The sequence below is a fragment of the Streptomyces silaceus genome, from assembly GCF_001419745.1.
GTDB classification, from domain to species: domain Bacteria; phylum Actinomycetota; class Actinomycetes; order Streptomycetales; family Streptomycetaceae; genus Streptomyces; species Streptomyces silaceus.
Map to the genome: position 1 here is coordinate 1 of NZ_LIRJ01000334.1, position 13,096 is coordinate 13,096.

Below are 13,096 nucleotides of genomic sequence, written 5' to 3' on the forward strand. Positions count from 1 at the left end.
GAGTGCGGGTGGCCGGGGCGGCCGGTGGCGGAGGGTCGCCCCGCGGGCGCGAGCCCGCTACCGGCCCGCCGGCACCCCCTCGCGCCCGTCCTCCGGAAGGGTCGCGCGCCACTGGTGGGCGTAGGCGCCGTCGCGGGAGAGGAGTTCCGCGTGGGTGCCCTCCTCCGCCACCGCGCCGTCGGCGAGGACCAGGATGGGGTCCGCGCGGGCCGCCGTCGTCAGACGGTGGGCGACGATCAGCGAGGTCCGGCCCGCTGTGAGACGCGCCACGGCGCCGGATACCGCCGCCTCGGTCGCGGGGTCCAGGGCCGAGGTCGCCTCGTCCAGGAGCAGGACGTCCGGGTCGGCCAACTGGGCCCGCGCCAGGGCGATCAGCCGGCGCTGTCCCGCCCCGGCGCGTCCCGCGACGCGGTGGCCGGGGTCGGTGAGGAACCCGCCCTCGGGGCCGGGTTCGGGGACGGTGTGCACGGTCGCGCCGAGTACCGGCATGAGGCGCTTGGCCGCCAGGTTGCAGCGGGAGTCGGTGACGCAGACGAAGCGGTACCCCTTGGCGGCGGCGATGACGCGCAGCGCGATACCGAGGTTTACAGGGGCATGTCGAGCACGGCACCGAGATCGACGTACAAGTCGTCCTGGTTGAACTCCTGGGGCGCCGAGATGACCGGCACGTGGCCTCCCGCCTCAGCCGTAGCGTCGCGTCTCGTGGAAGAAGCCGTCGACGACGTGCAGGTCGCCGGCCGCCGCGACGGTGTCGTAGATGTGCCGGCCGAGCACCAGGTCGAGCACGCCGAGGCCGAACGGCGAGAAGACGAGGGGCCGTTCGGCGTCCAGCGACAGGGCGCCGGTCAGGACGTCGTGGAGTGTGCCCGCGAGGAAGTCCCGGTTGCCGACGCGCTGTTCGGCCAGGTGCGGGGAGGTGTCGGCCTTGAGGCAGTGCTCGACGTCGTCGACGATGTTGGTGGCCGCGAGGATCACCTCCGGCGCCAGGTCGCGCAGCGACAGGTGGAGGACCAGCGGGTTGTGCGCGAACCAGGCGGGTTCGGTGACGTGCGGTGTCCCGGCCACCGTCGCGAAGACCACCAGGTCGCAGGAGCGGATCAGCGACTCGGCGTCGTCGTGGACCGTGACCGGCCCGGACTCACCGGCGCGCCGCAGGTAGTCGCCGAACCCGGCGGCGTGCTCCGCGGAGAGGTCGTGCACGCCGATCTCGTCGAACTCCCAGCCCGTGCCCGCGAGATACGCGTGGACGTAGCGGGCGATCAGGCCGACGCCGAAGAACCCGATCCTGGTGGGACGGGCGCCGCCGCGGGCCGCCGCGATCCTGTCCGCGGCGAGCGCCGCGGAGGCCGCGGTGCGCGCGGCGCTGATGATGGAACTCTCCAGACAGGCCAGCGGGTAGCCGGTGTCGTGGTCGTTGAGGATGAGGACCGCGGAGGCCCGCGGGATGCCCCGCTCGACGTTCGAGGGGAAACTGGATATCCACTTCAGCCCGTCGGTGGGCACGTCGCCGCCGACCGAGGCGGGCAGCGCGATGATGCGGGACGACGGCCGGTCGGGGAAGCGCAGGAAGTACGAGGGCGGGTTCACGGTCTGTCCTTCGCCGTGCCACCGGTAGGCGGCCTCGATGAGGCCGACCACCTCCCGGTGCCGGCCGTCGAGGACGTGCTGCACCTGAGCCCCGGAGATCACGGAGAACGACGGTGTCGCGTTTTGCTCGGGCATTGGAGAGGCTCCCTGCGGGTTCCTGGGGTTTCCTGGGGTCCTGCGATTGCTGGGCTCTTCCTGGGGTTCTGCGGGTCCTGCGGTTCCTGGCGGTCAGCCGGCCGGCACGGGCCGCGTGTGGCCGGGCAGCCGCGTCGGGTCGCCGAAGAGCGCGACGGCGTCGCGTTCGCCCGCGTAGGCCTCGCGGCTGTGCGCCATCCGCAGGTTGTCCACGACGAGGACGTCGCCGGTCCGCCACGGCTCGCGCCAAGTGGCGGCAGTGTAAGCGGCGTTGATGGTATCGATCACGGATTCCGGGATGGGGGTGCCGTCGCCGTGGCGGGTGGTGAAGGGCAGGGCGTCCGGGGCCGTAGAGGGCGAGGAGGTGCTCCCTGACCGCCGGGTCCGTCGTCAGCTCGTTGAGGAACGCGATCTGGTTGAACCAGAGGCGCTCCCCCGACACGGGGTGCCGGACGACGGCCGACCTGCGCTGCAGCGTGCGCAGCGAGCCGTCCGCCGGCCACTGGTGGTCGATGTCGTGGTCGCGGCAGTACGCGGACACCTCGTCGGCGCCCTCGGTGCCGAACGCCTCCGCCCAGCTCAGTCCGACGTCGCCGTAATGCCGGGCGAGCAGCCAGCCGTCCCGTTCGAAGGGCTCGACGAGCTCGGCGGGCAGGACGCCTCTCCGCCGGACCCCTTCGGGCGGCTACTTCTTCGGCTCCCTGAAGCGGCCGAACGCCTTCGTCAGGGCGCCCAGCGGAGAGGCGTCCTGCTTGGCGGGGGGCGCGACCGCCGGGCCCGGCACGGCGTCGCTGCCCGCCAGGTCCTTCAGGGCGGCCTGCGCCGCCTCGGCCGCCTCCTGGTACAGGTCGCGGGACTTCGTCATCGCCTCAAGCGCCTCGGCGTACTTGGCGACCATGCCCTGGGCGTGGGTCAGCTCCTCGTCCGGGGTGAGCAGGTGCCAGCCCAGGCGCAACCGGGTCAGGGCCTGCTCGGCGTCCGCCGGGAACGGCCGCGGCAGCGCCACGAACTCCTTGATCCTGTCGAGGAGTTCGGCCGGCTCCGAGCCGTCGAGGAAGACACTGCGGACCGTGAAGGCCTCCGCCTCGTACCCCTCGACCGCGGGCGTCTTCGGCAGCACCACCGCGCCGCCGCGCGGCATCCGCACGCCCAGCTCCCGCTTCATCGCGAAGTCGGCGATCTGCGCCTGCTCGGGGGTGCCCCGGTGCTCGACGACCTGGTGGCGCAGGCTCGGCGGCAGGAACGCCGAGACGGGCCGCTGCCCCTTCGCGTCCGGGGTCATCGCCTCGTGCACCACGACGTGGACGTACCAGCTCTGCCGGGTGCAGTCCCGCAGCCGGCGGCGCAGTTCGTCGTCGTCCTTCGGCAGGTGGTTCGCCGACCGCAGGCGCACGTCCGGCACTATGTCGTGGTCCCAGGCGACCTGGTCGCTGTCGGGCCAGAACATGGTGGCGGGCGAGGGCCAGTGCGGATCCCAGGCCCGCTCCGCCTCGGCCGCGAGGACCCAGGTGACGCCGTCGCCACCCTTGCGGCGCCCCTCGGCGTCGTAGAGGGTCAGCTGCGCGCGCACCGTGACGTCGTCGGTTACGCGCCAGCGGGCCTCGAAGAGCCGGCGGGCCGACGGGCCCGGGTCGGCGGACTCGTCGCGCGGGTGCAGGGCGGTGGACCGGGCCGCCTCGACGGGGTCGAGGTCGAGGAAGTCGTCGAGCACCCCGGCCGCCTTCAAGGCGATCAGGTTGCGCCTGACGTCCTGCTCGGGTTCGCCCCCGGAGTGGCGCCCTCGGCCCAGCCACGCGGTGGCGGGGACGGTGGCCGTTGCGGTGCTGGTCTTGGTCATGAGGCGTTCTGTGGGTGGGTCGGCTGTGGTCGTTCCATGGGAGATGTGTGGTCGTCCTGTCGGTACTTCTGGCTTGAACAGTATGGTCTCTGAACCTGTGCAGGGAAGCGCTACCCCGGACATCGCCGTGCCACGCCCCCAGGCCCCGGCCCGGTGTCGAGGGCAGGGGCGGAGGTGGCGCACCGTACCCCCGCGCCCGTCCGGTGCCTACGCTCGCCCCATGGAGCAGTCGACGAACCACCTCACCGTGTCCCGCGTGGCCGATCCCCTGCGCCAGCTCTCCCTGGAGCGGCTGCGGGAGCGTACGAGCATGAAGTGGCGGACCTATCCGGCGGACGTCCTTCCGCTGTGGGTGGCCGAAATGGACGTGCCGGTCGCCGAGCCGGTGGCGCGGGCCCTGCGCGAGGCCCTGGAGCGCGGGGACACCGGCTATCCGGCGGGCACCGCGTACGCGGAGGCGTTCGCGGAGTTCGCCGCGCGGCGCTGGGACTGGGACGGGCTCGCCGTCGACCGCACCGCCATCGTGCCCGACGTGATGCTCGGCATCGTCGAGATGCTCAAGCTGGTGTCGGGGCCGGGCGACCCCGTCGTGGTCAACTGTCCGGTCTACCCGCCCTTCTATCAGTTCGTACGCAACGCCGGGCGGCCCGTCGTGGAGGCACCGCTGGACGCGACGGGGCGGATCGGGTTCGAGGCGCTGGAGGCCGCCTTCCGGTCGGCCGCGGGCGCCGGCGGGCGGCCCGCGTACCTGCTGTGCAGCCCGCACAACCCGACCGGCACGGTGCACTCCGCCGCCGAGCTGGCCGAGGTGGCGCGGCTGGCGCGGCGCCACGGCGTGCGGGTCGTGGTGGACGAGATCCACGCGCCGCTCATGGCCGCGGGCACCCGTTTCGTCCCGTATCTGAGTGTGCCGGGCGGCGAGGACGGCCTGTCGCTCCTGTCAGCCTCCAAGGCGTGGAACCTGGCCGGACTCAAGGCCGCTCTGGCCGTCGCGGGCCCGGCGGCCGCCGACGACCTGGCCCGCCTTCCCGAGGAGGTCGGCCACGGCCCCAGCCACCTCGGGATCATCGCCCACACCGCGGCCCTCAGGGAGGGCGGCGCGTGGCTGGACGCGCTGCTCGCCGGGCTCGACGAGAACCGCGGGCTGCTGGACGCGCTGCTGCGCGAACACCTGCCGGCCGTGCGCCACCGCCCGGCCGAGGCCACGTATCTCGCCTGGCTGGACTGTCGGGGCCTGGGCCTGGGGGACGATCCGGCGGCCGTCTTCCTGGAGCGCGGCCGGGTCGCCGTGAACGCGGGGACGACCTTCGGGCCCGGCGGGGAGGGCTTCGTCCGTCTGAACATCGCGACCTCCCCCGAGATCCTCACCGAGGGCGTGCGCCGGATGGCGGCGGCCGTCCGGGGCGAGCGCGCCGCGGGCTGAGGCGGGGTCCCGGCTAGGGTGCCCACGTGCCCACATTCAGCATCGGCGAGGCGGCGCGGCTGCTCGGCGTGAGTCCGGAGACCGTGCGCCGCTGGGGCGACGGCGGCCAGCTGCGCATGGAGCGGGACGGCCTCGGGAACCGGCGGATCGACGGCGTGAGCCTCGCGGCGTTCGCGAAGGAGCGGGCCGAGGGGACGCACCCGGTGCCGGACGAGGTGCGGACCTCGGTGCGCAACTCCTTCGCGGGGATCGTCACCTCGGTGCGCGGCGACGACGTGCTGGTCCAGGTGGAGATCCAGTCGGGCCCGCACCGGGTGGTGTCCGTGGTGAGCCGCGAGGCCGTCGAGGAGCTGGGCATCGAGGTCGGCGTCACGGTCACCGCCCGGGTGAAGTCGACGGCCGTGCACGTCGACCGGCCCCGGTTCAGGAGCCGCTGACGGTCGCGTCCGCCGGTTCGCGGCAGCGCAGCGCGGCGTACAGGTCGAGTTTGTGGTCGAGGCGCGAGAGGTCGCGGGCGGTGAGGGACTCGATGCGCTGGATCCGATAGTGCACGGTGTGCGCAGGCGCCGGCCCGCGCAGGAGGCCGAGGTGACCTTCGACTGCGCGACCAGCGGACCCCGGCGCCACACCTTCCGGGGGCCGCTGCTGCGCGAGGTGATCGTGGCGGCGGGACCCGGCTTCGACCCGGCCCGCCGCAAGGACCGCTCCCGCTTCCTCCTGGAGGTCACGGGCGAGGACGGGCACGCCACGGTGCTGTCCTGGGCGGAGATCGACGAGGACTTCGGCAACGCGCGGGTGCTGCTCGCCACGGAGCTCGACGGGCGGGAACTCGACGACCTGGGCTGCCAGTCGGTGGTCCCGACCGACCACTGCGGCGCGCGCTGCATCAGCGGGGTCCGGCGGATCAGGCTCGGGACGGCGGCCTGACCGTCCGGGCACGCCTTCCGGCCCAACGCCCGCTCGGCGGACGCCTGTTGTCCGGATCGGGGCGGACGAGGTCCGGGTGATCCGCCGGACAATGGATCCCGGACCATCGGTGTGCCGGGGGTGGTGGCCGTGCCGCGGGGTGAGCGTCCGCTGGAGGACGACGGTGGTGTGCTGACCGCGTTCGCGTCCGGTCTGCGGCAGTTGAGGGAGCAGGCGGGCAGCCCGCCCTACCGGCGGCTGGCGCGCGATGCCCACTACTCGTCGACGACGCTCGCCGACGCGGCGGGCGGCCGCCGGCTGCCGAGCCTGCCGGTCACGCTCGCCTATGTACGGGCCTGCGGCGGGGACACCGTCGCCTGGGAGGCGCGGTGGCGGGCGCTCAGCGCGCAGCTCGCGGCGGCGGACACGGCCGCGCGCGAGACGGCCGCCGAGGCCGATCCCGGCGCCGGGGAGCGCGCGCGGCACGGCCCCTATGTGGGGCTGGCCTCCTTCCAGCCGGAGGACGCCGCCTGGTTCTTCGGGCGGGAGCAGCTCACCGACGACCTGGTCGCACGGGTCCGGGCACGGCGCCTCCTCGGCGTGTTCGGCGCCTCGGGGTCGGGGAAGTCGTCGCTGCTGCGGGCCGGTCTGCTGCCGCGGGTCGGGGACGGGGCCGGCGCGGAGTGGACCACCGTCCTGTTCGCGCCGGGCGCGCATCCCCTGGAGGAGTGCGCCGCGCGGCTCGCCGCCGTCAGCGGCTCCTCGGCGACCGCCCTGCGCCAGGATCTCGCGGCGGACCCGCGGGCCCTGCACCTGACCGTGCTCAAGGCGCTGGCCGAGCGACCCGCCGGCGCCGAACTCCTGCTGGTGGTGGACCAGTTCGAGGAGGTCTTCACGCTCTGCGGGGACGCCGAGGAGCGCGGCCGGTTCGTCACGGCGCTCCTGACGGCGGCGGGGGCCGCGAACAGCCGCACCCGTGTGGTCCTCGGCGTACGGGCCGATTTCTACGCGCGCTGCGCGCAGCACCCCGAGCTCGTCGAGGCGTTGCGCGACGCCCAGTTGCTCGTCGGGCCGATGACCACCGACGAGCTGCGCCGGGCGATCAGCAGGCCCGCGGCCCGCGCCGACTGCACCGTGGAGGGCGCGCTCCTGGCCCGGGTGATCGCCGACGCCACCGGCAGGACCACGGTGCTGCCGCTGGTCTCCCACGCGCTGCGCGAGACCTGGCACCGGCGCCGGGGCAGCGCCCTGACCCTGTCCGGGTACGAGGCGGCGGGCGGCATCCGGCACGCCCTGGCCCAGACCGCCGAGGCCGTGTACGGCGGATTCTCCGAGGAGCAGCGGCGGCTGGCCCGCGCCGTGCTGCTGCGCCTCGTCGTGATCGGCGAGGGCACCGACGCCACCCGGCGGCGACCGGCCCGCGCGGGCCTGGACTCCCTCGGCGAGGACCGGGCCGAGGTCCGGTCGGTGCTCGACGCGCTGGCGGGCGCCCGTCTGATCACCCTGGACACCGACACCGTCGAGCTCACCCACGAGGCGCTGCTGCACGCCTGGCCGCGGCTGCGGCACTGGATCGACGAGGACCGGGCGGGGCTGCTGCTGCACCAGCGGCTGAGCGAGGCGGCCACGGCCTGGGACCGGGAGCGCCGCGACCCGGGGGCGCTGTACCGGGGCTCGCGGCTGGCGACGGCCGAGGAGTACGTCGCCACCGCCGTGGACGGCACCCTGACCGCGCTGGAACGGGACTTCCTGGCCGCGAGCACCGCCGCCCGGGACCGCGAGCGGCGCGCGGCGGCCCGCACGACGCGGCGCCTGCGGCGGCTCACCGCCACCCTGTCCGTGCTGCTGGTCGTGGCGCTCGCGTCGGGCCTGATCGCCTGGGACCAGTACCAGACGAGCGAGGGGCGGCGGCGCGACGCCGTCGCCGAGCAGCGCGACGCCCTGTCCCGGCAGCTCGCCGCGCAGGCGGCCATTCTCCTCACCGACGAGTCCGAACTGGCCTCGCTGCTCGCGGTGTACGCCTACCGGGTCCGCCCCACCGCCGAGGCCACGACCAGCCTCCTGGCCGCGGCGTCGCGCCCGCTCCAGCAGCGGCTCACCGGCCACGAGGGCGACGTGGATTCGGTGGCGCTCGCCCCGGACGGCCGCACGGTCGCGAGCGCCGGGCACGACGGGACCGTACGACTGTGGAACCCGGCCACCGGCAAGCCGCGCGCCGTCCTCAAGGGACACGAGGGAGCGGTGCGTTCGGTGGTGTTCAGCCCCGACGGCCGCACGGTCGCGAGCGGCGGGGACGACGGGACCGTACGGCTGTGGAACCCCGCCACCGATGAGCAGCGGGACGTCCTGACAGGACATCAAGGTCGGCTGTGGACACTCGCGTTCAGCCCTGACGGGCGTACGGTGGCGAGCGGCGGAAGCGACGGGACCGTACGGCTGTGGAACCCGGCCACCGGGAAGCGACGGGGTTCACTGACGGGTCATCACGGACCAGTACGTTCCGTGGCGTTCAGTCCGGACGGGCGCACCGTGGCCGGGGCGGGCGAGGACGGCACCGTACGCCTGTGGACCACGGCCACCGGCAGGACGGGCACCGTCTTCACGGAGCACGAGGGGGCCGTGAACGCGGTGGCGTTCGGCGCCGACGGCCGCACGGTCGCGAGCGGCGGAAGCGACGGGACCGTACGGCTGTGGAGCGCGGACACCGGCGAGGAACGCGGCACGCTGCCCGAGCACCGCCGTGACGTCGAGTCGGTGGGGTTCAGCCCCGACGGCCACACGGTGCTCAGCGGCGGCCGGGACGGCACCGTGCGGCTGTGGGACACGGCGAGCGGGGCGCGGCGGGCCGTGCTGAGCGGGCACGAGGGCGCCGTCTGGTCGGTGGTGTTCAGCCGGGACGGCGGCACGGTGGCCAGCGCCGGGCGCGACGGCACCGTGCGGCTGTGGGCGGTGACCACCGGCAAGGCGCGCGTCACGGCGACCGGGCGCCGGGCGACCGTGAACTCGGTGGCGTACAGCCCCGACGGTCGCACCGTCGCCGCCGGGGGCGAGGACGGGAGCGTACGGCTGCGGGACGCGACGACGGGCAGAACACGCACCACGCTCGACGGCGCCGAGAACGCCGTGCACTCGGTGGCGTTCAGCCCCGACGGCCGCACCCTCGCCGCCGGGGGCGAGGACGGCACCGTACGCCTGTGGGACACCGCCACCGGGAAGCGGCGCACGGCGCTGACGGGACATCAGGGGCCGGTGCGGTCGGTGGCGTTCGGCCCGGACGGCCGCACCCTCGCGGCCGGGGGCGAGGACGGGACCGTACGCCTGTGGGACACCGTCACCCGGAAGCGGCGTGACGCACTGACGGGACATCAGAAGGGCGTGTACGCGGTCGCGGTCGGCCCTGATGGCAGGACGGTGGCGAGTGGGGACGGCGCGGGTGTCGTCCGGCTGTGGAACACGGTCACCGGCAAGGTCCGTGCCGTCCGCGGGGACGGCGGGTCCCCCGTCCGGGCGCTGGCGTTCGCCCCGGACGGGGGTGCCGTCGCCGGAGGCGGCGACGACGGCAGGGTGCGCGTGTGGGACGCGGACACGGGCCGGACCCGGGTGACGCTGACCGGGATCCGGCGCAGCGCGCGGGCGGTGGCGTTCAGTCCGGACGGGCGGACGGTGGCGGGCGGCGGCCTGGACGGGGCGGTGCGGCTGTGGGACGCGGCCACCGGGCTGCAGAAGGCCGTCCTGCCGGGGCAGGGGGGTCCTGTGCGGTCGGTGGCGTTCAGCCCCGACGGGCGGACCCTAGCCAGTGGCGGGATCGACGGGGCGGTGCGGCTGTGGAGCGTGCTCCTCGGCGCGGACGAGGCGGTCGGCCGGATCTGCCGGTCCCTGCGCAGGGACCTCAGCGCGCAGGAACGCGACCGGTATCTGCACGATCCGTACGGGCAGGCGCCTCGGCGCGCCTGCGCGGGGTGACGCGGCGGGCGCCCCGCCGTTCTCGTCGACCGGGCGTCGTGCCGGCCGTTCCCGTCGGCCGCGTCCCGTCGAAGGCGTTGTCCGGAGCTTGTTGTCCGGCGCGCGGCTCCCGGCGCCGGACAACCGCACGCCGGTAGAAGCGGAGGTGCCGGCCACAGGGCGGCCTGTCCCCGGAACCACGTCCGGGGCCTTCGAGACCGAGGAGCCTGCCGCGATCATGACGTCTCCTACCAGCACGTCCAGCGCCGCCGGCACGGCCGGGCCCGTGGACGTGCGTCCGCCGCGGCGCCGCAGAGAGTTCTGGCGCTCTCCCACGGACCAGCCGCGCTGGGCCCGCCCGTCGCTCCTCGCCGTCGCCGCTCTCGCCGCCCTGCTCTACGCGGGGAACATCACGAGCAGCGGATTCGCCCCGTACTACTCCGTGGCCGCACGGAGCATGTCGCAGAGCTGGAAGGCGTTCCTGTTCACCACCGTCGACCCGGAGGCGACGGTCACGCTGGACAAGATCGGCGGCTTCCTGTGGCCTCAGGCGCTGTCGGCGCGGGTCTTCGGCTTCCACGACTGGGCGCTGACCCTGCCCCAGTGCCTCATGGGCGTCGTCGCCGTCCTGGTGATGTACCGGGTGGTGCGGCGCTGGCAGGGGCCCGCGGCCGGGCTGCTCGCCGCGGGGCTCCTGACGGTGACGCCCGTCGCGGCCTCGATGTTCGGCCACGCGATGATGGACGGCTCGCTCACCCTGTGCCTCGTACTCGCCGCCGACCAGTACCAGAAGGCGGTCGACGGGGCCCGGCTGCGGCCGCTGCTGCTGAGCGCCCTGTGGGTCGGGCTCGGCTTCCAGACGAAGATGATGGAGGCCTGGCTCGTCGTCCCCGCGCTGTGCGCCGGCCATCTCGTCGCGGCGCCGGTCCGGCTCCGCCGGCGCCTCGGCCACCTCACGGCGGCCGGCACGGTGCTCTTCGCCGTGTCGCTGTCGTGGGTGGCCCTGCTGACCTTCACCCCGGCCGACGACCGTCCCTACGTGGAGGGTTCGACCGGCAACAGCGCCTTCGCCATGGTGTTCGGCTACAACGGCTTCAACCGTCTGCACGCCGGACTCGTCGACGGCGCGTCTCCCGTCTCCGGCAGCGGGGACGGGCCCCAGAACGGCGCGGGGGCCGCGCCGACGGCCCCGCCCGCGAGCAGCCGGCCGGGGCAGCCCGGAGACGACCGGCGGAAGGGAGGCGCGGATGGGGAAGACGCCGGACGGACGCCGTCGACCACCCGACCGTCCGGCGCGTCTCCCGGCGGGGCCGATCGGCCGGGTCCGGGCCGAGCGGGAGACGCACCGCCCGGGGGCGGTGCGCGGCAGGCCTCTGCCGTCGAGCCCGAATCCGGTGCCCTGAGCCGGCTCAAGCTCCTGCGGAACGAGCGGTTCACCCCGCAGATCGGCTGGCTGTACCCGCTGGCTCTGCTCTCTCTCGTCCTCGGCCTCGTACGGCACCGCGGGGCTCCCCGCACCGACCGGGCCCGCGCCGGGTATCTGATGTGGGGCGTCTGGCTGGCCACGACGGCCGGCGTCCTGAGCGCGATCACCATCACCCACACCGCCTACGTGGCGTCGCTCGCGCCCCCGCTCGCCGCGCTGTCCGCCGCCGGCACCGTCGCCCTGTGGCGCGCCCACCGCAGCGCGACGGGACGCCGGGTGTGGGTCCTGCCCGCCGTCATCGCCGTCCAGGTCGGCTGGACGGTCCATCTCGCCGCCGACTACACGGGGTTCGCGCCCTGGCTCATCCCCGTGGTCGCCGCGGCCGCACTCGTCGCGGTCCTCGTTCTCGGGCTGCGCCCGACGCCCGCGCCACGACGCCGCCTCGGCGCACGGCACATCACGGTCGCCGGGCTGCTCGCCGGATGCGTCGCGATGTTCGCCGCGCCGACGACGTGGTCGCTTTCCGTCCTGGACGAACGGCACGGTGGATCGGCCTTCGACGCCTCCGCGGGCCCGCCGCCCGCCGGCCTCCCCGAGAGCCAGGGCGGCTTCACGAACGGAGACGTCGTCGGTGCGGGCGGCGACACCTCGATGACCGCCGACCAGCGCAAGAGCCTCGCGTACGTCAAGAAGCACACCTCGGGTGCCAAGTACTCCCTGTCGGCGCAGACCCTGGCGGACGCGGGCCCCTACGTCCACGCCAAGGGCCTGTCCCCGGTCCTGCTCACCGGCGGGCCGGACGCGGAGTCCGTCTCTCTCGCGGAGTACCGCGACCTCGTCGCCACCGGCGACCTCCGCTTCGCGCTCGTCACCGGACAGGGCACCAAGGCGTCGAGGATCTCCGCCTGGGTGGCGTCGGCCTGCGCCGCGGTCGATCCCGCGGACTACGGGGGCCGGGGCGAGGGCGGCGACGGCTCGCCGGTGCTGTACCGCTGCGCCGCGTCCGACGCGGCGCGGCCCTGAGGACCGGCCCGAGGCCAAGGGGCCACAGGACCGCCGTGCCACGGGGGACACGGGGGAAGGGGGAAGCGGCGGCCGTCCCGGCCCTACCGGGGCGGCCGCCGCCACGTCACGCGGCGCGCGCCGCGTGACGCGCCCCCCGCACCGTTCCCCTCCCCCACGCGGCCGGTTCTCCGGCTGGCGGTCATGCGGGAGCGGGCGTAGAGAAAGGAGTTCAGCTTCCGGAACATCCGGTGCCTTCCGGTGCCCCAGGGCATGTTCCGGGACCTTCTGGCATCTCCTGGGGTGATCTGTGGACAGGACGATCGACAAAGCGACTTTCCGGGACGCCTTCAAGAACCGGTCCCTCGTGGCGGCCGACCTGCCGCGCGACACGGGGCGACGGCTCGCCGAACAGGCCAACGCGATGGCGGGCCCCACCGATGCCGCGCTGCGCACGAAGGCCGAGTTCGGCGCGCTGTACGACCTGCTGCTCGACGAGCAGGGCGACGCGGCCGGGGACGGCAGGCTCGTGCTGCGGGACGCGGCGGACCGGCCCACGATGACGGGCCGGACGGTCGAGGCGATGCTCGCGGCCTCGAAGGACAAAGCGGAGTTCTTCGCTCATGACCTGTATCAGGTCAAGGTCACCGGCTGGCCGCCCGGCGTGTTCACCGCGGACGAGGTGATGCAGGCGCCGCCCGGGGCGCGGTTCACGGTCGCCGAGAGCGGCTCGCCCGACGAACTGCTCCTGTCGACGCCCGCGTTCTCGCTCGTCAACAGCGGCAACATGACGGCCCACGCGCCCAAGCGGTCCTGGAAGGCCGACCTCGAGGTCGGC

Annotated in this window: 11 protein-coding genes and 1 pseudogene; 7 read left to right on the top strand and 5 right to left on the bottom strand. The window is 74.7% G+C overall.

The annotated features are described in order from the left end of the window. Positions 1-57 precede the first annotated feature (57 nt). From AOK22_RS41060 to AOK22_RS43900, 3 genes and pseudogenes are all read right to left on the bottom strand, one after another. Positions 58-441 (bottom strand): annotated as a pseudogene (locus AOK22_RS41060) (hypothetical protein); the annotation flags it as partial. Between the two features lie 240 nt (positions 442-681). Continuing rightward, positions 682-1,722: a 2,3-diaminopropionate biosynthesis protein SbnB gene (sbnB, locus tag AOK22_RS27845; protein ID WP_055701478.1), complete on the bottom strand. Its 1,041-nt coding sequence runs from the start codon at positions 1,720-1,722 to the stop codon at positions 682-684. A gap of 93 nt (positions 1,723-1,815) precedes the next feature. Further along, positions 1,816-2,010, bottom strand: a complete 195-nt coding sequence (locus AOK22_RS43900; protein WP_055701479.1) for a TauD/TfdA family dioxygenase — start codon at positions 2,008-2,010, stop codon at positions 1,816-1,818. A gap of 128 nt (positions 2,011-2,138) precedes the next feature. Here AOK22_RS43900 and AOK22_RS43905 point away from each other — a divergent pair, with 128 nt between their 5' ends. Then, on the top strand, positions 2,139-2,321 hold the full coding sequence (locus AOK22_RS43905) for a hypothetical protein (protein ID WP_055701480.1): 183 nt from the start codon (positions 2,139-2,141) through the stop codon (positions 2,319-2,321). A gap of 86 nt (positions 2,322-2,407) precedes the next feature. Here AOK22_RS43905 and AOK22_RS27860 read toward each other — a convergent pair whose 3' ends face one another. Beyond that, the gene (locus tag AOK22_RS27860) at positions 2,408-3,559 is read right to left on the bottom strand and encodes a hypothetical protein (protein ID WP_055701481.1); all 1,152 of its coding nucleotides are present in this window, start codon (positions 3,557-3,559) and stop codon (positions 2,408-2,410) included. A gap of 220 nt (positions 3,560-3,779) precedes the next feature. Between AOK22_RS27860 and AOK22_RS27865 the strand changes: the two genes are divergently transcribed. Continuing rightward, positions 3,780-4,982, top strand: coding sequence for a MalY/PatB family protein (locus AOK22_RS27865; RefSeq protein WP_055701482.1), 1,203 nt, complete (start codon positions 3,780-3,782; stop codon positions 4,980-4,982). A gap of 26 nt (positions 4,983-5,008) precedes the next feature. Next, complete coding sequence (locus AOK22_RS27870) at positions 5,009-5,419, top strand: TOBE domain-containing protein (RefSeq protein WP_055701483.1); 411 nt, start codon at positions 5,009-5,011, stop codon at positions 5,417-5,419. On the opposite strand, the gene AOK22_RS40180 is transcribed toward AOK22_RS27870, so the two are convergent. Further along, positions 5,406-5,534: a helix-turn-helix domain-containing protein gene (locus AOK22_RS40180; protein ID WP_341845615.1), complete on the bottom strand. Its 129-nt coding sequence runs from the start codon at positions 5,532-5,534 to the stop codon at positions 5,406-5,408. The two genes, AOK22_RS27870 and AOK22_RS40180, sit on opposite strands and share 14 nt — an antisense overlap. On the opposite strand from AOK22_RS40180, the gene AOK22_RS27875 reads away from it, so the two are divergent. The 4 genes from AOK22_RS27875 to AOK22_RS27890 form a co-directional block, all read left to right on the top strand. After that, complete coding sequence (locus tag AOK22_RS27875) at positions 5,517-5,909, top strand: molybdopterin-dependent oxidoreductase (RefSeq protein ID WP_425264068.1); 393 nt, start codon at positions 5,517-5,519, stop codon at positions 5,907-5,909. The two genes, AOK22_RS40180 and AOK22_RS27875, sit on opposite strands and share 18 nt — an antisense overlap. A gap of 129 nt (positions 5,910-6,038) precedes the next feature. Beyond that, positions 6,039-9,851 (top strand): WD40 repeat domain-containing protein, encoded by a 3,813-nt coding sequence (locus tag AOK22_RS27880; protein WP_063795343.1) that lies wholly within the window; start codon positions 6,039-6,041, stop codon positions 9,849-9,851. Positions 9,852-10,068: 217 nt separating this feature from the next. After that, on the top strand, positions 10,069-12,279 hold the full coding sequence (locus AOK22_RS42010; RefSeq protein ID WP_063795342.1) for a glycosyltransferase family 39 protein: 2,211 nt from the start codon (positions 10,069-10,071) through the stop codon (positions 12,277-12,279). Positions 12,280-12,568: 289 nt separating this feature from the next. Next, positions 12,569-13,096 (top strand): hypothetical protein (locus AOK22_RS27890; RefSeq protein WP_055701484.1); only part of this gene is annotated, 528 nt, incomplete at its 3' end.